Raw genomic sequence first — 22,886 nt, forward strand, 5'->3', positions numbered from 1 at the left:
TTAGCTGACCGTCTTCGGACGGTCGACGCGTTGCATGCCGGGCCAGCGGAACGTTGCCCACTCCGGCTGGAACTTCGAGATCCGCGCGACGACCACCGTCATGTCGTCATAAATATCCCCATGGTGATACCGCACCACCCTTTCCAATAAAATGTCGGCAAAATCCTGCGGGCTATCCGCCTCAATCTCGCTGATCATCCGTTTCATCCACAGCTCCTTATTCGCCGCATGGCCTGGCGCGTCGTAAATGCCATCCGTCATCATAATCAAAATATCGTCATGCCGCAGAGGCACGCTGACCAGATCGACGTCGATGTCGTGCACGATCCCTACGGGCAAATTGTTGGCCGTAACCGGGAATACCTCATCCCCTCTCTTGATAAAGCTTGGCGTCGAGCCGATTTTCAAAAAGGTGGTCTGCGCGTTATACAAGTCGATCAGCGCCACATCGACCGTCGCAAACATCTCGTCCGACGAGCGAAGCATCAGCACCGAATTGACGGATTTGATCGCCAGCTTCTCATCCATGCCGGATTGCAGCAGCTGCTGCAAAATCGACAGCGCCGTGCTGCTCTCCGCCCGGGCCCGCTCGCCATTGCCCATGCCGTCACTCAGCGCTACTGCAAACTTGCCGTTGCCAAGCTCTACGGTGCTGAAGCTGTCGCCCGACAGCAAATCCCCTCCTTTGGCCGCCCCGGCCACCCCGGTTTCCACCTCGTATTCCTTCGCCGAGCCAAACAGCACCGTGCTGTAGCCTTCCTTTCGCTCCATCGCCTGCTCGTTCTTGACGGCAATGTTCTCCCCGACAATCTCGGAAAGCAGCGGCGCGATGATTTTGCGGCATTCGTCAAAGCCTCTCGTATATTGATGAACGATTTCGATCTCGACATTACCTTCGTCCAAGCTGATGACGTCGATGCTATGTATGGAGAGCCCCAGCTCCTCCAGCGCGCTGCGGATCTGCTCTTCCTGCATGAAGAGCTCATGCCCTTCCCGTTTAATCTCTTTCGCCAGGTCCTCCATCACCTGCGATACGCCGGACAATTGATCCGCTACGATCTGGCGGCTGTCGACGATCTGCTTCTTCCAATGCTGATCGTGCTTGTACAATTGATACTGCTGCTTCATCACCTCCAGCACTTGATCCGGCTTAATGCACTGCTTCTTCCACTGCGGCCGGATATCCTTGCGCGACATATTGTCCCGAAGCTCCACCTCCGTCATCATATCGGTCATAAATTTATAAGTCTGATAAAACTTGCCGTCCCAGCACTGCTTCTTCTTCCAACAGTTCGTGCACGACTTCTCCGCCACCGAATTCATGAAGTGGCCGACTTCCTCCTCCTTGCGCGCCGACTGCGCATCGACGGTCACCTGCTTAAAGCTGCGGGAAAGCTGCTTGAACACCTCGGAAAATTGCTCGACGCGGCTGGCGGTCACATCCCGCACCCGCTTGGCGTAATCGTGCTGTGACTTCAGATTTTCCTGTGTTCCCGGCACGTATTTGGCCAGCATCTGAATGACTCCCTTCGGCGTCATCAGGAACAGCGAGACCGCGGCCACCGATTCCCATGTGGAATAAATCACCTCCGACGAATTGCCCAGATAAAAGGAAAGAATGGAAGAACCGATCAGCATGCCGAGCGCTACAGCCATTTTGTTGCCTTCGCGCAGCAGCCCGGCAAGCATCCCCGCAAACGCCAGCAAGCTCATCTGATAGATGGCGCTTGCATTCGCGAGGCTTAGAATGAGCCCGGAGATGACCCCCACGGAAGCCCCGAGCGGCGCCCCGCCTACGAGCGCAAACAGCAGGATCAAGTACCGCGACATCACGTGCTCCAGCGTAACCGGCCCGATGAACCAGCCCACGGTCCCCGTCATCACTGAAGCAAGCAGAATGATCAGACAGATGACTTCTTCGTTTTTTAAATTGTAATTTTTGCGGGTTAACGTAAACACGGGAATCGCTTGCAGGAAGATATGCGTCAGAATGAGACTAAGCGTCGACTCAATGCCCGTCATCATCAGCGTATACCAGCTCAGTTCCGCAGAGGCCAAATGGGAGAAAAGCTGAACGAAAAACGTGGCGGCGAACACGATTCCCGGGGCAAACGAGATGTCGGACCGCTCGAACCGCTCTACGCCTTTTTGGATCAGCAGGAAGACCAGCATCTGCCCGACCAGGTATCCCGTATGCTTCGGATCGATGGAGAACAGACCGCCCGCAGCCAGAAATACACCGGTCCAATAGAGCAGCTCCCGCCGCAAAAAATACATGACCGCGAAAAAGGCGACCGCGAACGGCGCGAGCTGATCGAGAATCATCGCCCGGCCCAGCAAAAACGCCATCAGCAGCAGCAATATCGACCATTTCTTGGCGACGAACCACTGCACCAACCGGTTTTTCACGACCAACGCAATCGTGCCTTGTTTAATCCGAAGCACCCATCCCGACGCTGTCGTTCCCATTGCATTCATACTTTGACGTTTTTGCATATTTTCATCACACCACCCATAAACTATTAGTGGTCTTAGTATATAAGCTGCCCATCGGAAAGTTTGTCAGAATGCGGGGGCTGGTCCAAAGTTTTTTCCGACAAAATGAGTTGCCGCCGCGAATCGCCCTGAACCAGCGAATGAACAGAAATTGAAAGCGCTATCATAAATTACGGTTTCGTACACGTCACTTTATGTTCGGAACTTGTTCGCAGCGGACCTTTGTTCTTTACGTTACAACCTGTCGATTCGCCGGGGCCACCCGAAAGATACGACAAAAAAATCCGGCCCGCCCTGACTTGTGACAAAGACATGGCTTTCCCGCCAAACCAGCGGAAAACGGGCAAACAAAAAACCTGATCGTCTGACGATTTTCACCGTCCGACCTCAGGTTTATTCGCTTTGCCTCTTACATTATAGCGGCAGAGGGGATCGAACCCCCGACCTTACGGGTATGAACCGTACGCTCTAGCCAGCTGAGCTATGCCGCCGCAACAAGCATGAGTATATAACAGCGGGGAAGGGCTTGTCAAGCACCCGCAAAAAAACCGAATGGACCTCGGCCCATCCGGTTCCGTCTATTTATTAGTCACGACGCGCGCCGCGTCCGCCTCTTTTGCCCTCGGTATTTTTCTTCAAGGAAGAGATGCGATCCTCGCTGTCTTTCAGAAAACGCGCCATTTTATCTTCGAAGGTAACGTGCTTGTTGGCGGGAGGTCTACCACCACCACGGCCTCCACGGTCCCCTCGGCCGAAGCCGCCGCGGTCGCCTTGTCTGTCAAAACGAGCGGGCCTTGTCGGAGGGGCATCCACCGGGCGATCGACCGCTTGCTTGATCGATAATCCGATTTTGCCGTCTTTGTCGACATTAATCACTTTTACGGTCACGATATCGTTAAGCTTCAGATGATCATTGACATCCTTGACATAGTTGTCCGCAATCTCCGAGATGTGCACAAGGCCGGTAACCCCCTCAGATAGCTCAACGAACGCCCCAAAGTGAGTAATGCCTGTCACTTTTCCTTGCAGCTTGCTGCCCACTTCAATTGCCATAAAGTAAACTAATCCTCCCTTAAATAGTTAAGAAACAATAAGAAACTGAAGCTATGCCGATTATAACTTATGGAGAAAATACGGTCAACACAAGGCTGTGCCCATCTTTTGCCGCGTTACTATTGCGCTGGTTTCGGGGCATAGAACAACGTTTCCCCTTGCTTGACATAATGCAGCTCTTTGCGAATTTTTTGCTCTACGTACTCGGGGTCGTTCAGACGCGCGATCTCATGCTGCAAAGTTTCATTCTGCTGCTGCGCTTCCGCTTCTTTCTGCTGGACTGCGCTAAGCTTCTGGCTGCGCTCGCTGATTTTATCGACCTGATTCCAAAGTGTGACACCAGCCCAACTCAAAAAACAAGCCAGCATCAGCATGACCAAACGGCGTCGGCGAAAGGAGCCTTTGTTATGCGATTGCATCGGATTGGTTTTCGAGATAGCCTGCATGTACCTGAAATCCTCCTACGTACGATCAAAAGAGTCGACGGAGCCATGCCGCGATGCTTTGACCGGTTTTCAGAACCCATGCGGGGACGGAAACACGAAAACGGATCCACCGACCGAAAGGCTTAAGAAGCCATAACAGCAATTTCCACACAGGATAAAGTAATTGTAACACAATTTTGTACAGGAATATAGCCGTCGCCACCAAAAATCCCAAAAAGATCACAACGATGCGGTACATCACCAAGGCCGGCTTTATGATCAACAGCTGAACCGTACGCTTGCCGACCCGGATCGTAGCCAGCACGGCACGGATCATAAACCGTATTACCCGAATCATCGTCCGACTAAACACCAAAAAGTAAAAGGTTATCCCGATGCCAAGTCCCAAAAATATAAACGGGCGCACTTCGCCCCAATTGCTCTCATACAGCATAACGAATACGAGGAGCGTGCCCATGAGCCAATAGAGAAGATCCAGAACCGCCCGGAGCCATGCCCGTACTTTCAGCTGGCCGGAAAGCACCCGGTACACGTCGTACAATCCCCCGAGCGCCAGACCTCCCGCATACATCATCCCCAAGGTGACGAACTGGATATGCAGCGTCACTTGAACAGCTTACTCAGGAATCCCTTGGTTTTGCCTTGGGAGTTTGTATCAACATAGGCCAGCTCGTTCACGTACCCTTCGATGGCAACGAGACCTTGCTCCAGGCTCAAGTTTTTAATATGTAAATTTTGCCCCTTGATCATCAAATATCCGCATTCGGTTTCAAGCAAAAATTCTTCGCTGTCGAAGCTCTCCACATTCAACACGCCGGATACCTCAAGCAGCTTGCGGTTGAGCATCTTGATCTCCTGCCGTTTCACCTTCCCCGGCTGTTCTACCATGGCTTGGTTCATCCTCCTTGGACGCTTTGGCGAAAAAATCATTTGAATCTCATTGTCACTACGAACGGTGCTGATGGCCTGCGGCCGCTCTTGAAAACGGGTTATCTTTATATTGAATTTCAGAGGGAAATAACCCGTTTTCAAAGGCGGCACGTAAACTCTCCGGCCATCACACCGTTCTTCGCTAACGCATGATCAAAAAATTTTTTACGCACAAAGCTTGTTTACTTAAAAATATGGAGGTCGTCCAAGGTTTAGAACCACGACTGGGAAAGGGAAATGTAAAAGCGAAGTCCGGATAAGGATAAGTTAGTACAATTAAAAAAGAGACCGGCCCCATGCCGGTCTCTTCGGCGAGCCTTTACAAGAAAGGCTCGGGTTTATTCATTTCTTCTTTGAGCAGCGTGTACAGCTTGGCCGCGTCTTCCTTGCGGGTTGACTCGGACAGCAGCTCCACGCGCACGGTCACCAGCTTTTGCCCGAACTGAATGGTCAGCTCGTCGCCCACTTTTACCGCGCTGCTCGGTTTCGCCTCCCGTCCGTTGATCCAGACGCGGCCCTGCTCGGACACGTCCTTCGCAACAGTACGCCGCTTGATCAGGCGGGAAAGCTTAAGAAACTTATCAAGCCGCATTACTTCACCGCTTCTTTGAGCTTGTTGCCTGCTTTGAATGCGGGAACCTTGGACTCGGGAATGGTGATCTCTTTGCCCGTTTGCGGGTTGCGACCCGTACGGCCCGAGCGTTTGCGGGTTTCGAACGTACCGAAGCCGATCAATTGTACTTTGTCACCGTTGGACAATGCTTCCGTTACTTCGCCAAGGAAGCTGTTCAATACGGATTCCACGTCTTTTTTAGTCAAGCCGCTTTTTTCTGCGATGTTGTTGATAAGATCGGTTTTGTTCATGAATTTAATATCCTCCTCTTAAAAGTGACGCTGAACTAAAGTATTCTTTGTTCGTTAGGAAAATCCTGCAAAGCCTCTTACTTTTTCAGAACTTTTTTTGCTTCCTGCCACAAAGATTCCATCTCTTGCAAATCAGTTTGGTCAAATGATTTGCCCTTTAAACGCAATTGCGCCTCGATATACCCGAAACGTTCAAAAAATTTGCGGTTGGCGTCCGCCATCGCTTCTTCGGGGTCCACCTTGAGAAACCGCGCCAGATTGACGACGGCAAAGAGCAGATCGCCCAACTCTTCCTGCTGCTCCGCTTTGCCGAAACGGTCGATCGCTTCTTTCACTTCGGCCAGCTCGGACTCGACGACCGGCAGCACTTCTTCCTTGGTGCCCCAATCGAAGCCGACCGAAGCGGCTTTCTTCTGCAGCTTGTACGCCTTCATCAGTCCCGGCAGCTCACGGGGAACGCCGGAGAGAAGCGGCTGTTCGTCGGGGTTAATCCCCTTCTTCCGCTTCTCCTCCTCCTTGATCTGCTGCCAGTTGCCCAGCGCCTCGTCGGCATCTTCCGCCTGCGCCGTCCCGAAGACGTGCGGATGACGACGGACGAGCTTCTCGTTGAGCTCGCGGATGACGTCGAAGACGGTAAACATCCCGTCCTCCGCTTCGATCTGCGAATGCAGCATGATCTGCAGCAGCAGATCGCCGAGCTCCTCGCGCATATGGTCGGGATCGTCCTCGTCGATCGTTTCCAGCACTTCGTACGCTTCTTCGATCAGGTTTTTGCGCAGCGATTGATGCGTCTGCTCGCGGTCCCACGGACAGCCCTCGGGGCTGCGGAGAATAGCCACAATCTCATGCAGCCGGGTAAAGGTGCGGCTCCGCACGTCCTCGCGGTCGGTGCGCGGCACCCAGACCAAGGACAAATTGCCGTAGCCCTCCACCCGGTCCAGCTCATAGAGCGGCACCTCGCGCACACGCTCTTCTCCGGCCACACCAAGCGCATGGCCGACGACGACGGGATAATCGTCCGGATACAGCTCCATCAGCGTCAGCTTCACGTCGGACGCCGTGTAAACATCGTATACCTGCCCGATCAGCGTATGCAGCTGCGGATTGAGCCCGCTCGCCATCAGCGAGGTGCCGTCGAGCAGTTGAAAGCCTTCGATCGGATCGAAGCCGAGCTGAAGGAACGCTTGATCCAGGAAGCTCTCGCCGCCCATCAGGGTGAGCAGCACGCCCTCGGCCGGACAACGCTCGCGCAGCAGCTGTACGGTCCGCTCGGCCACCATCGGATGGCCAGGTACGGCGTAGAGCACCTCCCCGGTGCTCGCGGCTTTGGCCCGCTCGATCAATTGCGAAGCGATCTGCTCATAGACGGCGTCGAAGCCCTCGTTCGCTTCATAGACCGCATCGAACGTCTCGTAGCGAAGGCTGTGATGGTCGAGCATCGCGACCATCGGGTGCTCCCGGGTGCGGAGAAATATCGCCCCGCCTCGTGCGCCGGCGGCTTCGAGCTTGCGCCAGACGCCGAGGGTTAGTTGGTTTTCGTCGCCGGTTCCGAGACCGACGACCGTAATTTGCGGTTGAGTGGACATAGCCCAGAACCGCCTCCTTTTGGTTTTGAGGTGGGGCGCTCCGTCAGCGGAGCAGCCGGAATCGGCGCAGCCAGACGAGGGGCTTCCCCGCCAGCTGCGGTACGAGCGCCAGATCGGCGGCGGTGACGACGCCCAGGCGCAGCAGGGCCGCCGCGTAAGCGAGCGCCCCTACGGCGACGCCGCCGAGCGCGATGACCGCGGCCGTGCCCCGTGGGGGCAGGGCTGCGGGCAGCCGCGCGAGCAGCGGCGGAACGCCGTGGGTCACGGCCAGCAGGCCGAGCGCCATGAAACCGATGCCCAGCATCGGTTTCATGGCGGCAAGGCCGCCCGCGGCCGGGACCCCGGCGGCGCGCAGCGCGTGCGCGAGCGCGAGGCCGCCGGCGAGCGCGTAGGCGGCGACAGACGCCCAGGCGGCGCCGTCGATGCCGTAGCGCGGCACGAGCGCCACGCTGGCGGCGATTTTCACGGCGGCGGCGAGCAGCAGGTACAGCACCGGCGCGCGCACGGCGCCGAGGCCCTGCAGCACGCTTGCCGCCACGATGTTCACCGCCGAGAACAGGGCGGTGAACGCCAAGACCGCCATCGCCGTCGTACCTTCGGCGCTCTTGAAAAACATCACGTTCAGCGGCTCCGCCAGCAGAGCGAGCCCGAACGAAGCAGCAAGCCCGATCAGCCAGGTCAGCCGCAGGGACAAGCCCGCACGTGCACGCACCGCAGCCGCATCGCCGCGCCGGAGCGCTTCGGCGATGGCCGGAACGAGCGCCGCGGACATTGAGGATGCGATCATCGCGACCAGCTGCACGAGTGGCAAGCCGTGATTGTACAGCCCGAACTGATACAACGCTTCGTTCTCGTCGAAACCGGCCGAACGAAGCAGCCGAGGCATCGTAAACGAATCGACGAGCGTGAGGATCGGCATCGCCACGGAGCCGAGACAGAGGGGCAATGCATAGGCGGACAACCGTTTCGCCAGCGCCCAGTCGCGCCGCCAGCCGCCGCCGTCCCCTCCAACCGGGGCTTGCGCCTGGAAAGGCTCGCCTCCCCGCTCCTTACGCCAATACCACAGCATGACCGCCAGTCCCGCCAGCGCGCCCGTCACCGAGCCGAACGTTGCGCCTGCGGCGATTTGTTCCGGCCCGAGGCCGAGCCGCATCAGCACGAGCAGCAAAACGACCATCGTCGCCACCCGCACCGTCTGCTCCACCACCTGAGACCAAGCGGTCGGCCGCATGTCCTGATAGCCTTGATAGTAGCCGCGCAGCGCAGACATAAGGGGCACGATAAGCAGGGCATAAGACACGCTTCGTATCGCCGGAGCCGTTTGCGGCGCAGCCATCCACCGCGCAAGCATCTCCGCCCCGAAATACAGCAGCGAAAAAAAGACAATGCCGGTGCCCATCAGCGAAAAGGAAGCCACCCGGAGCACGCGCCGGGCCTCGTGATACTTCCGTTCGGCAGCATACTCCGACACAAACTTCGATACGACCAGAGGAAATCCGGCCGTGGCCAAAACCAAAATCAATATGTACAACGGATACACGGCATTGTATATGCCGAAGACCGCATCGCCCGCCAGATTTTGCAGCGGAATTTTTTGCAGCGTGCCGATCAGCTTCGAAATGATGGCCGCCAGACCGAGCAGGGCCGCCCCTTGCAACAGCGCCGAGCCTTTTCCGCCGTCCCGGTCTTTGCTGTCCGCAATCTCAGGCCCGCCTGCCTCCATCCGCTCCGATCGCTCTTTCATGACGCTTCCCCTTCGTTCCCGCGACCGGTCCCTCATCCGTCTGGCGAGAGACCATTCAGATAGATTTTGCAGCCCCATTATACCGCAATTCGCAATCCTTTTCCAAAAACGCAAAAAGCTTCCCGATCTCCCTCCAAGGGATTCCTATCAGGAAGCTGCGCATCGCTGTCCATCGGCGGAGCTACTGCTCCATCTGCTTTGCCAGAAAGCCGGCGGCCGTTTCCGCCATCTTCAGTTCCATTTGACCCATCTTCACATTCTCGTCCTTGTTCAGCAAGATCACCGAACCGATCGGATCGCCCCCCGCCACGATCGGCGCAATCACATACGAGCTGTACGTCTCGGTAATGTCCTTGCAGATTTCAAAAGAGCCGCCGCCGGTTTCCAGCGTTGCTTTACGGTTTTCCATGCATTGTTCGACCAGCGAACCGATCTGCTTCTCCAAAAAATCTTTTTTCGAGCCGCCAGCTATGGCGATGACCGTATCGCGGTCAGATATCATCGTGATATGGTTTGTGCTCTCATAGAGCGATTCGGCGTATTCCTTGGCAAAATCTCCAAGCTCGCCGATAGGAGAATATTTCTTTAATATGACTTCCCCATCCCGGTCCACAAAAATTTCAAGCGGATCCCCTTCCCGAATACGCAGGGTGCGGCGTATCTCCTTCGGGATTACGACCCTGCCAAGATCGTCGATACGACGAACGATTCCAGTTGCTTTCATGTTTCTAGATGCCTCGCTTTCCAAGAAGAATGGGATACAGACTGGATGTGACCCTGTATGCAAAATGGAGGGAATTCGACTGACCCTAGTATTCTTCAATTCCCGGCGGCCTATGCATGTCCAACTCCGACACAGTTGCAGACGCTTGGTCGGACGCTTAAGCCATCGCTGTTTACATTATGTCCAAAAAAATGAAAACAAAACAGGGCACCCCATAGGGTACCCTGGTGATTGTTACTTGCCGCCTTCCGTCTTAGGCGCGTCCGTTTTTGGAGCTTCTGTTTTCGGAGCTTCGGTTTTAGGCGCATCGGTTTTCGGAGCTTCGGCCGGCTTTTTCTCCTCCGGCTTCGGCAGATTGTTCGTCTTAATCAAACCTGGCAGTTCTTTCTCCACAAACTCGTACACCTTCGGCTCAGCCGCCTCGGAACGCAGCTCCGGCTTGACTTCGTCGAGCGTTTTCGTTTTGCGGGATTCGACTTTCATCACATGGTAGCCGAACGACGTTTCCACCGGATCGCTGATCTTCCCGATCGGCAGCTCCGCCGCCGCTTTCTTAAATTCAGGCACAAATTGGGAGATTTCCGCGTTCTCGTACTTGCCGCCCTTATCTTTCGAGCCCGGATCGTCCGAATATTCTTTCGCCAGCGCGTCAAAGTCGCCGCCCTTGTTCAATTTGTCCTGTACTTCCTTTGCCCGCTTGAGCGCATCTTCCTTGGAAAGGGATTCCTTGCCTGTCGCCGGATCTTTAATTCCGATCAGAATATGCCTGACCGTCGCCGTCACATAAGCGGATTTGTCCTGTTCCAGTTTGGTGTTATAAGCGGTTTGAATCTCTTGGTCGGTCACTTTGCTCTCTTCGGAGACAATTCCCGTGATGCTGCGCTTCATGAACTCTTCGACGTCTTTCTGCTCCAGCTTCGCATCCTTGAGCTGTTTCTCCATGCCGCCTTCCTGAGCGTTCAGGATGCCCTTGATCTTCTCGAACTGTTCGTTAAACTGCTTCTCGGCTTCCGCCTTGGCTTTGTCGTCCGCACGGGAGGACAAAATTTTGAAGGTGACGAGCTGCTTCATCATATTTTGTTGAAAGGCAGGGTCGTCTTTGAATTGCGCAAATTGCTTATTAAAGAACATACTTACATTCAAAAAGGTATCGAATTCGCCGCGCGTGACTTGTCCGTCCTTGTACGTCACAAGCACCTCGCTCGGTTTGCCTTTATCAGCAGCAGCCGTTGCCGCCTCGTCTGTTTTCTTGCCGCAACCTGCAGCGACGCCCACGACCAACACGAGCGCACAAAGAGCCATAAGCCCTCTTCGTAACGGTTTCCGTTTATTTTGCCACATTCTGCAGCTCTCCCTTCGATTTCAACACACGCTTGTATTGTACCAGAAATCTTTCCAGCAAAGCGATGGTTTCTTCTGGCTTCAACCCTTTTCCCTTGAGCTCGATGTGAATTTGCGGTCCGCTGATCAGCTTGACCCGATTCTCGAATTCGCCCGACAGCTGAAACAGCTTCTGTCCGTCCAGATTGCCGTTCTGATCGGGGTGAATTTTCAACTCATAATCGAGCCCCTTCTGCGAAATGATCTCGATACCGTACAAGGCACCGTACACTTTCAGTCGCGCGGCGGTCAACAGATTTTGCACCGCCTCCGGCAGATCGCCGAAACGGTCGACCAATTCGTCCTCAAGCTCCATCGCTTCATCCAAGGTTTGGATGGCCGCGACTTTTTTGTAAATCTCGATTTTTTGCACGCTATCGTAGATGTAATCGCCGGGAATGTAAGCATCCAGCTGGATATCGAGCTGCGTTGACCATACCTTCGTCTCCTGCACGGCTTCGCCGCCCAATTCCTTCTTGCGCTTCTGAATTTCCTCGGCCAGCATTTGCGAATACAGATCAAAGCCTACCGACGCGATAAATCCGTGCTGCTCCGCGCCGAGTAGGTTGCCCGCACCGCGGATGGACAAGTCTCTCATCGCAATTTTAAACCCGGAACCAAGTTCTGTAAACTCTTTTATCGCCTGCAGCCGCTTCTCGGCCACCTCCGTCAGCACCTTATCGCGCTGGTACGTAAAGTAAGCGTAAGCGATCCGGTTGGAGCGCCCGACCCGGCCGCGAAGCTGATACAGCTGGGACAAGCCCATCTTGTCGGCATCGTGGACAATCAGCGTATTGACGTTCGGGATATCGACTCCGGTCTCGATGATGCTGGTGCTGACCAGCACGTCGTATTCGCCGTCGAGGAAGTCGAGAATGGTTTTCTCCAGCTCCTGATCGGACATTTGGCCATGCGCGACCGTCACCCGGGCGTCAGGAACGAGCATTGAGATTTGATCGGCTATCTGGGTAATTCCCTGCACTCGGTTGAACAGGTAATAGACCTGACCTTCACGCGCCAGTTCCCGTTCGATGGCCTCCCGGACCAGCGAGGCGCTGTATTCGACGACATATGTCTGTACCGGAAAACGGTTTTCCGGCGGCGTCTCGATGACCGACAAGTCCCGCACGCCGAGCATGGACATATGCAGGGTACGGGGAATCGGCGTCGCGGTCAGCGTCAGCACGTCCACGTTCGTCTTCAGTCGCTTCAGCTTTTCCTTGTGCGACACACCGAAGCGCTGCTCTTCGTCGACGATCAGCAATCCCAAATCCTTGAACTGCACATCCTTCGACAACAGCCGGTGCGTCCCGATCACCACGTCCACGGTGCCGTTCTTGATGCCTTTCATCGTTTCGGTCTGCTCCTTCTTGGAGCGGAACCGGCTGAGCACTTGAATGTTAAACGGATAGCCCGAAAACCGCTCCCGGAACGTCTCGTAATGCTGCTGCGCCAAAATCGTCGTCGGCACGAGCACCGCTACCTGCTTGCCGTCAATCGCCGCCTTAAATGCCGCGCGGATCGCCACCTCGGTTTTCCCGTATCCGACGTCGCCACATAGCAAGCGATCCATCGGTCTCGACTTCTCCATGTCTATCTTGATTTCTTCAATGGCCCGAAGCTGGTCCGACGTTTCTTCGTACGGGAACATGCCCTCGAATTCCTGCTGGTAGTTCGAATCTTGATTGAAGGCGTACCCCGCCGTCGCTTGACGTTCCGCATACAGCTTGATCAGATCGTCGGCAATATCCTGTACGGACGCGCGAGCCTTGCTTTTCACGCGGTTCCAGTCAGCGCCTCCGAGCTTATAGACCTTCGGTTCTTTGCCTTCTTCCGAGCCGACGTATTTCTGCACATGATCGATCTGGTCGATCGGCACCGACAGCTTGTCGCCGCCGGCGTACATGATGTGTAGATAATCTTTATGAATCCCGCCAACCTCAAGCGTGCCAATGCCGACAAATTTACCGATTCCGTGGTTGACGTGAACGACGTAATCGCCGATCTTAAGCTCCTGATAGTTTTTAATCCGCTCGGCGTTTTCGATCTTTTTGTCCACCTTGCGCGCTTTGCGCTGCTTCTGCGTGAACATCTCGCCTTCGGTGATGACGACCAGATGAATACCCGGCAGCTCGAAGCCGGTCTGTAGATTGCCGTCTACGATCTGCGGCTCGTCGATGTGATAGTCGGCCAGCACGCGCTTAATGCGGTCGACCCGCTCCGCTCCGCTCGCTACCATCATCACCTTCGCGCCGGGCTTTTTCCAACGCTCCATTTCGCTTTTCAACAGGTTCATCTGCCCGTGGAAATTTTGCATCAGGCGGCACATGAAGTTGACGATGTTCTGAGGCGACGTCTGCGGCACCTGCCGCAGGAACAGCGACATGTACAAGGTCGGATACGGTCTGCGGTGCAGCAGCGTCTCGTACGGCTTCGACAGCACGAGCTGCGGCAGACATTTGCCGTCCTGCAGCGACATCGTCATCCATTCGGCCTCATCCTTCTCCAGCTGCTTTGCCGTCTCCAGCAGCCGGGCCGGTTCGTCCACGATAAGAATGGAGTCCTTGGGCATGTAATCGAGCAGTGTCTGACGCTGCGGGAACAGCAAAGAGACGTATTTGAACATCCCTTGAAAATTCTGCCCCTCGCGAAGCAGCTCGATCTCGTGGCCGATGCCTTCGAGCAGCCGGTCCTTCGCCCCGCGGTCCGACATTTTACCGATCTGTTCCTGAAGCAGCTCATACGCATGCTGCGCTGCCGTTTGTAACCGTTTACGGTCGACTACGATTTCACGACAGGCCGTAATGACAAGCTCGGAGCATTTATGGATCGATCGCTGATCGGCCGGGTCGAACGTCCGAATCGAGTCCACCTCAATATCGAACAGCTCAATCCGGTACGGGTTCGGCGAAGTGAGCGGATAAAAATCAATAATGCCTCCGCGAACGCTCAGTTCCCCTTTGTTCTCGACACGCTCTACCCTTTCGTAGCCAAGCTCGACCATCCGGCCGATGAACGACTCCAGCTCAATTGTATCCCCGACGGCGACGCGAAGCCGCGCTTCCGCAATCGACGCCTGATCTGGTAGCAGCCGCCGCATCCCGGCATACGGCACGATGACGATCCCGCGAAAGCTGTCCGCCAGCTTGGACAGCGCGTCGATCCGCTGCGCCAGCATTTCTGGACTTGCGATGGCCGCTTCGGCCGCCAGAAGCTCCTGGGCCGGAAATAGCAGAACTTGGCCTTCCGGCAGCAGCTCCGCCAAATCTTCGAACATTTTTTGTGCGGAAAACATATTGTGGGTCACGACAAATAGAGGCTGCTGCAGCTCCTCGTAAAGCGAAGCCAGCATCACCTGCCGTGAAGAACCGGTCAACCCGGCTATTAACTGTTCTCTCATCCCCGAACGTAGGCCGGACACGACGCTTTGAAAATCGTTGTCCGCGGAGAACGCCTGAATCAAAGCCTGCAAAACAGGACACCCCTCTCAACCGCGTAACACTAAAAAAGCCTAGAAGTCCCGTGAATAAGCAGCAGTGCGGGCGCAATCGCTTCTGAAACAGCGAATCGGAAGGACGATCCACCCGCGCAGCGGCCTCTTATTCACCGGACTTTAGGCCGATCCTCAACCACAAAGCCGGATAGCCGAAATGCGAACAACCCCTATTGCAGAGGATTCGCGAGGAGCGAGAGCTCCGGATTGGCATCCAGCGCTTCCTTGCAGTAATCGCAAACCACCTTGACGGTGACATCCCCATTCGGGTTATACGATATTATATCTCTCCGCTCCTCAGGGGTCAAGAAATGGAACCCGAGTTGAAACTCGCTCACTTCCCCCTGCCGGATTTCTCCGATTAAGGTCTGGCAATGACGACAAACATATTTCAGAGCCATCGGACTTCCTCCTCCCGCTTGCCAAGCGCCGTTTTTACTTATTATGGCCGGGATGGGAAGAGATTAGCCTCTTGGCTAACGCTTTTTCTTGGGAGAAGGAAACGGCTCAGCCGTTGAATTTGGCCATTGTCTTCTCGAACGGATGCTCCAGGATATGTTCCATGGCATCCACGGTCTTGTCGAGCAGCCCGGGCATCTCCTGAAACTCTTCTTTGCTGAACGGGCTCAACACGTAATCGGCGATGTCTCTGCCGGGCGCAGGCCGCGAAATACCCATTCGAATGCGCTGAAACGACTGCGTGCCCAAGTGGGCGATAGATGACTTGATCCCGTTGTGCCCGCCCGCGCTTCCTTGATAGCGCAGCCGGATTTGCCCGTAGGGCGTATCCAGATCGTCATAGACGACGATAAGGTCCCCGATGGCCGCTTTGTAAAAATCCATAAAGGCACGGATCGACTCCCCTGACAAGTTCATGTACGTCTGCGGCTTCAGCAGATACACCTTCTGTCCCGCGACATGGCCTTCTCCCAGCAGTCCCTTGCATTTGCTTTGCGTAATTTTGATGCCGTGCTTATCGGCAAAACGGTCCAGCGCCATAAAACCAATATTATGCCGCGTCGCTTCGTACTGCCGTCCCGGATTGCCGAGACCCACAAACCATTTCAACCTGACCTGCCCCTTTCAACTCCATGGGGTGAAACGATACCCTCAACTTATCATAACCGAAAAAAACGTCCCGCGCCAATTTCGCGATACTCGGCAGATACGGCGTCCGCCGGACATAAAGAAAAAAAGCGCATCGATCCAAGCCGATACGCTCTCTCTAAATTATGCCTCAGTCTTCTCCGCCGTCTCGGCGGCATTCCCGGCCGGAGCTTCCGCTTCCGGCTCGGCTTCTTTCTGCGGCGTCAAGATCGTGGCGAGCACGTCATGCACGTCCGTCTTCACTTCGACGCCCTCCGGCAGCTTGAGCTCGGATACGAGCATGCTTTGTCCGATCTCAAGCCCGCTGACATCGACTTCGATGGAGGCCGGGATATGCTGCGGCAGGCAGCGGATTTCGATTTCGTGGTGCTGAACTTGCAGAATCCCGCCGACCTTAACCCCCTCCGGGTCTCCGATATATTCCAGCCGAACCGTCGTCTGAACCGGCTCGTCCATGTTGATTTGATGAAAATCGACATGCAGCAGCTGGCGGCTCAGCGCATCCCGCTGCACTTCGTTGATCATGACCGGCTGCTTGCCAAATTGCGGAATGTCCATATCGATAACCGCATGCGGATTCGTCTTCAGCAGCGCGAGCAGCTCCTTCTGGTCAATGGCGATCGGCGTCTGCGTTACTTTTTTTCCGTAGACGACGCCGGGGACTTTTCCCTCGGCCCGGAGCCGGTTGCGGTCGCCTTTCGTCCGGCCCGTCCGAGCTTCCGCTTTGAGCGATGTAGCCATAAGAAAACCTCCTTCAATTTGGGTGCCCTAGCTTCTTACTACTTTACCCAATGGAAGGAGGTTCGAAACATCGCTGCATAGGATTTGCGGCAAGTTCCTTCGTTAATCGCTCCGCTCTTACTTCTTCGCCTTTTTCGCCGCAAATTTGGAGCGAAGCTTGTCAGCGTAACCGCGCTTGTTCACCTGACGCTCCCGGGCAATCGCCACGTCGCTGTCCCCTACTTCATGCGTAATGGTGGAACCGGCCACGACATAGGCTCCTTTGCCGATTTTAACCGGAGCGATGAGGTTGACATTGCTGCCGATAAACGCATCCTCCTCCACTTCGGTCAGCTGTTTGTTGAAGCCGTCGTAGTTGACGGTAATCGCTCCGCAGCCAAAGTTGACATTCCGGCCGATGACCGCATCGCCGACGTAGCTTAAATGCGACACTTTCACATCATCTGCAAGCTTGGCGTTTTTGATTTCGACGAAATCGCCGATTTTTACGTTCTGGCCAAGATCCGCTCCCGGCCGCAAATAAGCATATGGTCCTACGGACGATCCGGCGCCTACGAGCGCTTCCTGAAGCACGGAGTGCTTGACGGTGACGCCGCTGCCAATCGTACTATCCGTGATATCCGCTTGCGGTCCGATGACGCAGTCTTCACCGATTACCGTTTTTCCCCGGAGCGCCGTTCCCGGCAGCAATACCGTATCCGCTCCGATCTCCACGTCCGCTTCAATATATGTGCTTGCCGGATCGATCATCGTCACCCCGGCGAGCATATGGCGTCGGTTAATCCGATCGCGCATCGTTTGCTCCGCTACGGACAGCTGCAGACGGTCGTTGACGCCGAACGACTCCGCCTCGTCTTCCAGCACGTAGCCTTCGACAATTTGCCCCTGACCAACCAGAATGCCGATCACGTCCGTAATGTAGTATTCGTTCTGCGCATTATCGTTCTTTACAAGCGCCAGCGCTTCAAACAGCTTCCGATTATCGAAGCAGTAGGTGCCGACGTTCGTCTCTTTGACCAGACGCTGCGCCTCGTTACAGTCCTTCTGCTCCACGATTTGCGTCACATGCCCGCGCTCGTCCCGGATGATCCGCCCGTACCCGGTAGGATCGTCAACAACCGCCGTCAGCAGCGTGGCCGCCGCCCCCTTCTCCTGGTGCAGCTTGATCATTCCTTCAAGAGTGCTATCCGAAATCAGTGGCGTATCTCCGTAGATGACAATCGTCAAGCCATCCTCCGCGGCAAGCAGATTCTCGGCCTGAAGCACGGCGTGGCCTGTCCCGAGCTGCTGCTCCTGCAGCGCATACTCAACCCGGTCGCCCAAATACGTTTGAACGGCTTCCGCTCCGTGACCGACGACGACGACTGTACGAGAAGCATGTATATTTTCCAGTGCGGTAACCACATGATCGACCATCGGTTTACCGCATACCGGGTGCAGCACTTTATATAGTTTCGATTTCATCCGTTTCCCCTGACCTGCAGCCAGTACGATCCCCATGATGTTCAAGTTTCGTCCATCCCCTTTAATCCAATGTATTATTTTCTTTTTATGATACGGTTTCTGTCTTTGAAACGCCAGTCCCAATATATCCTGCCGGTTATAAAAGAAAAGAGAGCCTTTTGGCCCTCTTCATTGATCGTATTAAGCTCCTTCTTCGATGACTTCCTCTTCCGTTGCGGCACGCTCGTATTCCGCTAACACGGCCGCTTGAATTTTCTCCCGTGTGGAAGAAGAAATCGGGTGAGCGATATCTCTGAATTCCCCGTCCGGGGTCCGCTTGCTAGGCATAGCCACGAACATGCCGTTGTTACCGTCAATCACACGAATGTCATGGACTACAAATTCGTTATCGATGGTAATGGAAGCAATGGCTTTCATTCTGCCCTCGGAGTTCACCCTGCGAAGTCTGACGTCTGTAATTTGCACTTCTGATTCACCACCTTTTTCCATCTTGGAGACGTGAACTATAAATTCCACATTTTAGGGCAAATTCCTGCTATATCTCTAAAGTTTTTGAGCAATTTTATAAATACTTTATAAATTTGAAATTATTCGACACTTAACGCCGCAATAAGCTCGATTTCGACAAGTACGTCCTTCGGCAATCGTGCAACTTCGACAGTCGAACGCGCCGGTTTGTGGTTCCCGAAGTAGGCTGCATAGATTTCATTCACCTGGGCGAACTGATTCATGTCCTTGATGAACACCGTTGCCTTGATCACGCTCTCGAATGTTGCCCCCGCTTCCTCCAATACCGCTTTCAAATTGCGGAAAACTTGGTGCGTCTGCTCGGCAATGCCGCCTTCGACGATTTGGCCTTCGGGATTGAGCGGAATTTGACCGGAGGTAAATAACAGATTGCCGAATTTGATTGCTTGTGAATAAGGACCGATAGCGGCAGGCGCCCGGTCCGTAGAGATACGTTCTAATGTCATATGCATTTGTCACTCCTCAATTAGATTAGAAACCTCTTCTTGAAAATAATTGCCCGGCTCAGCCGTAATCTCCCGCGTTTTCGGATCGACGGCGGACAGCTTGGCGAGCGAGACGTAATCCTCGATCAAATGCTCCTCGACTTCGCCCGACTCGACGAATACGCCGACGCCTTTGACCGTGGCTTTAAACTCCTGCAGCAAGTCCATCATGCCGTGAATCGTTCCACCCACCCGCATGAAATCGTCGATGATCAGCACCTTGGCTTCTTCCTTGAGCGCCCGTCTGGACAAAGACATCGTCTGAATGCGTTTATTCGAGCCGGATACGTAGTTGATGCTGACGGCGGAACCCTCCGTCACTTTATTGTCGCGGCGCACGATGACGACCGGCAGGTTCAAATAAGTAGCCGTGGCATAGGCCAGCGGAATGCCTTTCGTTTCCACCGTCATGACCACATCGATATCGTTGCCCGAAAAGGCGGAAGCGAACATTTTGCCGACTTCATTCAAAATCATCGGCTGCCCCATAATATCGGACATATACAAATACCCGCCCGGCAGGATGCGTTCGGGCTGCTCCAACTGGCGGCACAACTGGGTGATAAATTGCAATGAATGCGATTTCGATACTTTCGGTATGAACTTGACGCCGCCGGCTGCACCCGCAAGCGTCAGAAGCTCCCCAAGGCCTTCCTCTTCAAACACTTCTTTAATGATGGCCAAATCTTCGCTGATGGACGATTTGGCGGAATGATATCGGTCTGCAAATGTCGTCAAAGGAATCAGCGTATGGGGGCGGATCAGCAAGTATTGGGTCATCTCGACCAATCTTGCGCTTCTTTTTAATTTCTTCATGAGCGTTCCCCCTACACGTCGGATAAATAGCTATAAACCCGAATAATATATTGTGAATATACCATTTTTATACGTATTTATTCAAGCATCCATGCAAAAGATGATGACACAAACGTGACATTCACGGGTTCCTTTATGTAAGCAGGCGGACAGCGAACACATCCTTGCAAAATCCCCGCAGCCCGTTGTAAATGCGCGGAATTTTCGTTTCCTTGGACACGAGGCCGAACACTGTCGGACCGCTGCCCGACATTAGCACGCCTTCGGCGCCCAGCTTGACCATAACTTCCTTCAGCTGGCGCACTTCGGGATACAGGTCCAACGTCACTTCCTCCAGCACGTTGCCCAGCTCGCCGCACAGAAGATCAAATCGTTTCTCGCGAATCGCCCGAAGGACGCCTTCCGTCGACGGATGCTTGCGGATTCCCGCAGCGTTCAGCTTGCCGTATATTTCCGAGGTGGACACATTGATCGGTGGCTTGGCCAAAATGACCCAGCACTGAGGCGGCGATTCGATCGGCTCCAGCTTCTCTCCGCGGCCGCGCGCAATGGCCGTCCCTCCCGTCACGCAAAAGGGTACGTCCGAGCCGAGTTCAGCTCCAAGCTTCTGCAGCTCGTCCGTTCCGATCCCAAGCCTCCACAGCCGGTTCAAGCCGCGCAGCGTCGCTGCCGCATCACTGCTCCCTCCGGCCAGGCCCGCGGCAACGGGAATCTTTTTGTCCAAATGAATATATACGCCCTGTTTTACGTCGTACCGGTCTTTAATGAGCCGGGCGGCCTGAAAGGCAAGGTTCTTTTCGTCGAGCGGGATATACCCGGCTTGGCTGGAAATAATGATCGTATCGCGGGGCAGTTCCTGCATCTCGATACGGTCCGCCAAATCGACCATGGTCATCACCATTTCGACCTCATGGTAACCGTCTTCACGCTTATGTAAAACATCCAGCGACAAATTGATTTTTGCTGGCGCTTTCTCAAACACTTTCATGTCGACACCTTCTTTGCACCTGTCTGTCATCCCGTTAATCGAAGGCATGATGCCGTTCATCCTAATACTATACCAAAAGCGCTACAAAAAAAAGCTAAAGCTCCATACGGACGCTCTAGCTTGAGGATTCTCCGGAAATGAATGTCCGTCCTTACGGCGCAAAGGAGGTGTGGCCCGTTTGAACCGGATTTGGGGCAACTGTATAAGCGGGCGGCAACCCGGCGTAAGGCGGTTGACCGTAAGTCGCGTTGGCTTGAGAACCAACCGGCCCCGGCTGACTGCCGACCGGTTCGCGTACCGGGGCAGCCGTCGAGTGCTGATTCGCCAAAGCCTGCTCGGCGATTTGGATCGCGCGTTTGACCATATTGCCCGCATCCTTCGTACGAATACCGCTCCAACCTTCCTGTTGAACCGTCTCATAGAAGCCCAAATCTTTGGCCAGCTCGTACTTGAATGATTCCGACATGACGCCCCGACTTCTACGTCCCATATTGCGTCCCCCCTCATAACGATGATGGTATCCGTGATCTATTATGCGCCTGACGCAGCAATATCATACGGTCCCGCAGTCTTTTCCAAGGAAAGGGAGAGCTAACCTTCATTAAAAAAACGGCTGACCGCTAGTACGGCCAACCGTTATGTACTTATTGATGTATCGTAATCCGCACTTCACCGTCATCGCCATGCACAGTAACTTCGACGGATTCTGTCAGGATGTCTGCGTAGCTGTAAGAAACACGCTTGAATGCATGCTGCTCCTGATCCAGCTTGACAATAAAAACGGAAGGGTAGGTTTCCTCCAATACACCGGATCGTTCGATTGTCTTACGGCGACCACCATTCGCTTTTAACATAATCTTTTGTCCGACATGAGGTTCCAAACTACGTTTGATCTCCAACAGCGAATTTTTTGCCATTGACTACTACCACCTCTTTCCTTAACGATTATAACGCAACGACAGTAGTATGTCAATTTAAACCGAATATTATATCAGCCATACAAACCGGTTGTCAACGGATTTTTTCCTTAATGTGATGCGATATTCCAAAAAGATCAAGGGTACCCCGTTCACAAAATTGTAAATAATTGCTACGTCAGGCAAAATAAAAAGCACCTTTCGGCGCTTATTTACGAATCGCGTATTCCATTCGGGGAACCCCCCGGCGATAGCTCCCGCGGGATTCGATACCGCCCAGCCCTTCCAATCCGCTGTGTGTCAACCCGATGACATCGACGATATTCACCGTGTCCTTAATGGGGGTAAATGCTACCTTTGCCGCGATGCACAGCGGATCGAGCGCGTGAATCAACACGCGGGCCGGCGAACTGGCATAATTGGCCCCGGCTTGCATCAATGCTTCAAAATGCGACTGGCACGCTCCTGCGACGATCGTCAGGGCATCGCGGTTTTTTTCGAACTGTCGGGCCACGCGAACGGCATTGACGAAATTATGCGAGTTTTTGTAACTGGTGAGCTGAGTAATATCCCCATTGGTTCGCCCGCGATGCTTCAGAAGCCCGTCGTGACCCGTAATCACGACGATATCCGGCTGCAATTGGGGCAGCAGGCGGTAAAGTGCATCGGCCATATTCGCCTCCGCTACATAGTAGCCGTCCGCCGGAACGCGGAGCTCATTGTAGAGAAGCATGCATTTGCGCAAGTAGTTCGGATCACCGTCCAAATGCAGGACTTTGCCAGGCAATTCGAAGTAAGTTGGGCGCGGCTTGGAAGAGTCCGCAGGCTGCTCCGCGCTTTGCCATCCATCCGACTGCGCCTGCGGGGCAGCTCCGGCTCCCGATCGTCTCATAGCTTCCAGCCATTTGGGACGCATCGCCCCTATCTTTTCAAGGGGATCGATCTGCGGAGCCATCACCAAATCCCGGAACGGGGCATCCGCCAGCAAGCGAAGTTCCACCCCGCGTAATATGGCCTGCTGCTGCCGGAATTCATGAATTTTGAATACAACGTCACCGCCATACGACTTCCGAGTGACCAGGTCTCCCTGCTTCATGGCTGCATCGCCTCCTCGACTATCGTAT

At 54.5% G+C, this 22,886-nt stretch carries 22 protein-coding genes, 1 tRNA gene and 1 pseudogene; all 24 read right to left on the minus strand.

All coding sequences use genetic code 11. The annotated features are described in order from the left end of the window. Complete coding sequence (gene spoIIE, locus BLO51_RS19575) at positions 1-2,496, minus strand: stage II sporulation protein E (RefSeq protein WP_090674561.1); 2,496 nt, start codon at positions 2,494-2,496, stop codon at positions 1-3. A 417-nt stretch (positions 2,497-2,913) separates the two neighbouring features. Then, positions 2,914-2,987, minus strand: a tRNA-Met gene (locus BLO51_RS19580). Between the two features lie 94 nt (positions 2,988-3,081). Next, a complete protein-coding gene (locus BLO51_RS19585) occupies positions 3,082-3,549 on the minus strand; it encodes a S1 domain-containing RNA-binding protein (protein ID WP_090674563.1) in 468 nt (155 codons plus the stop codon). A 119-nt stretch (positions 3,550-3,668) separates the two neighbouring features. Continuing rightward, the gene (locus tag BLO51_RS19590; RefSeq protein WP_090674564.1) at positions 3,669-3,995 is read right to left on the minus strand and encodes an FtsB family cell division protein; all 327 of its coding nucleotides are present in this window, start codon (positions 3,993-3,995) and stop codon (positions 3,669-3,671) included. A 25-nt stretch (positions 3,996-4,020) separates the two neighbouring features. Continuing rightward, a complete protein-coding gene (yabQ, locus tag BLO51_RS19595) occupies positions 4,021-4,602 on the minus strand; it encodes a spore cortex biosynthesis protein YabQ (protein ID WP_090674566.1) in 582 nt (193 codons plus the stop codon). After that, on the minus strand, positions 4,599-4,883 hold the full coding sequence (yabP, locus tag BLO51_RS19600) for a sporulation protein YabP (RefSeq protein ID WP_090674568.1): 285 nt from the start codon (positions 4,881-4,883) through the stop codon (positions 4,599-4,601). The genes yabQ and yabP overlap by 4 nt, the downstream gene beginning before the upstream one ends. A 361-nt stretch (positions 4,884-5,244) precedes the next feature. After that, positions 5,245-5,517, minus strand: coding sequence for an RNA-binding S4 domain-containing protein (locus BLO51_RS19605; protein WP_090674569.1), 273 nt, complete (start codon positions 5,515-5,517; stop codon positions 5,245-5,247). Further along, complete coding sequence (locus tag BLO51_RS19610) at positions 5,517-5,789, minus strand: HU family DNA-binding protein (protein WP_010501443.1); 273 nt, start codon at positions 5,787-5,789, stop codon at positions 5,517-5,519. The genes BLO51_RS19605 and BLO51_RS19610 overlap by 1 nt, the downstream gene beginning before the upstream one ends. A 77-nt stretch (positions 5,790-5,866) precedes the next feature. Beyond that, positions 5,867-7,375 (minus strand): bifunctional methyltransferase/pyrophosphohydrolase YabN, encoded by a 1,509-nt coding sequence (gene yabN / locus BLO51_RS19615; RefSeq protein WP_090674572.1) that lies wholly within the window; start codon positions 7,373-7,375, stop codon positions 5,867-5,869. Between the two features lie 43 nt (positions 7,376-7,418). Beyond that, positions 7,419-9,197, minus strand: coding sequence for a polysaccharide biosynthesis protein (locus tag BLO51_RS19620; protein WP_245719745.1), 1,779 nt, complete (start codon positions 9,195-9,197; stop codon positions 7,419-7,421). A gap of 103 nt (positions 9,198-9,300) precedes the next feature. Then, the gene (gene spoVT / locus BLO51_RS19625) at positions 9,301-9,843 is read right to left on the minus strand and encodes a stage V sporulation protein T (RefSeq protein WP_090674576.1); all 543 of its coding nucleotides are present in this window, start codon (positions 9,841-9,843) and stop codon (positions 9,301-9,303) included. A gap of 234 nt (positions 9,844-10,077) precedes the next feature. Beyond that, entirely contained in the window at positions 10,078-11,145 is a 1,068-nt protein-coding gene (locus BLO51_RS19630) for a peptidylprolyl isomerase (RefSeq protein ID WP_245719746.1), read from the minus strand. A 25-nt stretch (positions 11,146-11,170) separates the two neighbouring features. Beyond that, positions 11,171-14,695, minus strand: a complete 3,525-nt coding sequence (mfd, locus tag BLO51_RS19635) for a transcription-repair coupling factor (protein ID WP_090674578.1) — start codon at positions 14,693-14,695, stop codon at positions 11,171-11,173. Between the two features lie 191 nt (positions 14,696-14,886). Beyond that, positions 14,887-15,117, minus strand: coding sequence for an anti-sigma-F factor Fin (gene fin / locus BLO51_RS19640; protein WP_025846833.1), 231 nt, complete (start codon positions 15,115-15,117; stop codon positions 14,887-14,889). A 106-nt stretch (positions 15,118-15,223) separates the two neighbouring features. After that, a complete protein-coding gene (gene pth / locus BLO51_RS19645; RefSeq protein ID WP_090674579.1) occupies positions 15,224-15,784 on the minus strand; it encodes an aminoacyl-tRNA hydrolase in 561 nt (186 codons plus the stop codon). A gap of 162 nt (positions 15,785-15,946) precedes the next feature. Further along, on the minus strand, positions 15,947-16,564 hold the full coding sequence (locus tag BLO51_RS19650; RefSeq protein ID WP_090674580.1) for a 50S ribosomal protein L25: 618 nt from the start codon (positions 16,562-16,564) through the stop codon (positions 15,947-15,949). Between the two features lie 117 nt (positions 16,565-16,681). Next, entirely contained in the window at positions 16,682-18,064 is a 1,383-nt protein-coding gene (glmU, locus tag BLO51_RS19655; protein ID WP_174551283.1) for a bifunctional UDP-N-acetylglucosamine diphosphorylase/glucosamine-1-phosphate N-acetyltransferase GlmU, read from the minus strand. Positions 18,065-18,208: 144 nt separating this feature from the next. After that, positions 18,209-18,493 (minus strand): septation regulator SpoVG, encoded by a 285-nt coding sequence (spoVG, locus tag BLO51_RS19660; protein WP_010501706.1) that lies wholly within the window; start codon positions 18,491-18,493, stop codon positions 18,209-18,211. Between the two features lie 122 nt (positions 18,494-18,615). Then, positions 18,616-19,002, minus strand: coding sequence for a RidA family protein (locus tag BLO51_RS19665; protein ID WP_090674612.1), 387 nt, complete (start codon positions 19,000-19,002; stop codon positions 18,616-18,618). A 9-nt stretch (positions 19,003-19,011) separates the two neighbouring features. After that, positions 19,012-19,857: a pur operon repressor gene (purR, locus tag BLO51_RS19670; protein ID WP_090674583.1), complete on the minus strand. Its 846-nt coding sequence runs from the start codon at positions 19,855-19,857 to the stop codon at positions 19,012-19,014. A 133-nt stretch (positions 19,858-19,990) separates the two neighbouring features. Beyond that, positions 19,991-20,845 carry a 4-(cytidine 5'-diphospho)-2-C-methyl-D-erythritol kinase gene (ispE, locus tag BLO51_RS19675; RefSeq protein WP_090674614.1) on the minus strand — a complete coding sequence of 285 codons (855 nt, stop codon included), beginning with the start codon at positions 20,843-20,845 and terminating at the stop codon, positions 19,991-19,993. Between the two features lie 316 nt (positions 20,846-21,161). Then, a pseudogene (locus BLO51_RS19680) lies at positions 21,162-21,335 on the minus strand (small, acid-soluble spore protein, alpha/beta type); the annotation flags it as partial. 154 nt (positions 21,336-21,489) lie between these two features. Then, a complete protein-coding gene (veg, locus tag BLO51_RS19685; protein ID WP_090674585.1) occupies positions 21,490-21,762 on the minus strand; it encodes a biofilm formation stimulator Veg in 273 nt (90 codons plus the stop codon). Positions 21,763-21,970: 208 nt separating this feature from the next. Continuing rightward, positions 21,971-22,858, minus strand: coding sequence for a sporulation peptidase YabG (gene yabG / locus BLO51_RS19690; RefSeq protein WP_090674587.1), 888 nt, complete (start codon positions 22,856-22,858; stop codon positions 21,971-21,973). Positions 22,859-22,886 lie beyond the last annotated feature (28 nt).

Origin of the sequence: Paenibacillus tianmuensis (assembly GCF_900100345.1) — a bacterium.
Lineage (GTDB): Bacteria > Bacillota > Bacilli > Paenibacillales > NBRC-103111 > Paenibacillus_G > Paenibacillus_G tianmuensis.

What these genes read in the sequence shown, in the direction of transcription:
- BLO51_RS19630 (WP_245719746.1), bottom strand. Translation starts at nt 11,145, where the DNA reads ATGGCTCTTTGTGCGCTCGTGTTGGTCGTGGGCGTCGCTGCAGGTTGC.
- veg (WP_090674585.1), bottom strand. Translation starts at nt 21,762, where the DNA reads ATGGCAAAAAATTCGCTGTTGGAGATCAAACGTAGTTTGGAACCTCAT.
- BLO51_RS19665 (WP_090674612.1), bottom strand. Translation starts at nt 19,002, where the DNA reads ATGACATTAGAACGTATCTCTACGGACCGGGCGCCTGCCGCTATCGGT.
- BLO51_RS19585 (WP_090674563.1), bottom strand. Translation starts at nt 3,549, where the DNA reads ATGGCAATTGAAGTGGGCAGCAAGCTGCAAGGAAAAGTGACAGGCATT.
- ispE (WP_090674614.1), bottom strand. Translation starts at nt 20,845, where the DNA reads ATGAAAGTGTTTGAGAAAGCGCCAGCAAAAATCAATTTGTCGCTGGAT.
- spoIIE (WP_090674561.1), bottom strand. Translation starts at nt 2,496, where the DNA reads ATGCAAAAACGTCAAAGTATGAATGCAATGGGAACGACAGCGTCGGGA.
- fin (WP_025846833.1), bottom strand. Translation starts at nt 15,117, where the DNA reads ATGGCTCTGAAATATGTTTGTCGTCATTGCCAGACCTTAATCGGAGAA.
- BLO51_RS19590 (WP_090674564.1), bottom strand. Translation starts at nt 3,995, where the DNA reads ATGCAGGCTATCTCGAAAACCAATCCGATGCAATCGCATAACAAAGGC.
- glmU (WP_174551283.1), bottom strand. Translation starts at nt 18,064, where the DNA reads ATGGGGATCGTACTGGCTGCAGGTCAGGGGAAACGGATGAAATCGAAA.
- BLO51_RS19650 (WP_090674580.1), bottom strand. Translation starts at nt 16,564, where the DNA reads ATGGCTACATCGCTCAAAGCGGAAGCTCGGACGGGCCGGACGAAAGGC.
- purR (WP_090674583.1), bottom strand. Translation starts at nt 19,857, where the DNA reads ATGAAGAAATTAAAAAGAAGCGCAAGATTGGTCGAGATGACCCAATAC.
- spoVT (WP_090674576.1), bottom strand. Translation starts at nt 9,843, where the DNA reads ATGAAAGCAACTGGAATCGTTCGTCGTATCGACGATCTTGGCAGGGTC.
- BLO51_RS19620 (WP_245719745.1), bottom strand. Translation starts at nt 9,197, where the DNA reads ATGGGGCTGCAAAATCTATCTGAATGGTCTCTCGCCAGACGGATGAGG.
- yabN (WP_090674572.1), bottom strand. Translation starts at nt 7,375, where the DNA reads ATGTCCACTCAACCGCAAATTACGGTCGTCGGTCTCGGAACCGGCGAC.
- BLO51_RS19605 (WP_090674569.1), bottom strand. Translation starts at nt 5,517, where the DNA reads ATGCGGCTTGATAAGTTTCTTAAGCTTTCCCGCCTGATCAAGCGGCGT.
- BLO51_RS19610 (WP_010501443.1), bottom strand. Translation starts at nt 5,789, where the DNA reads ATGAACAAAACCGATCTTATCAACAACATCGCAGAAAAAAGCGGCTTG.
- yabG (WP_090674587.1), bottom strand. Translation starts at nt 22,858, where the DNA reads ATGAAGCAGGGAGACCTGGTCACTCGGAAGTCGTATGGCGGTGACGTT.
- yabP (WP_090674568.1), bottom strand. Translation starts at nt 4,883, where the DNA reads ATGGTAGAACAGCCGGGGAAGGTGAAACGGCAGGAGATCAAGATGCTC.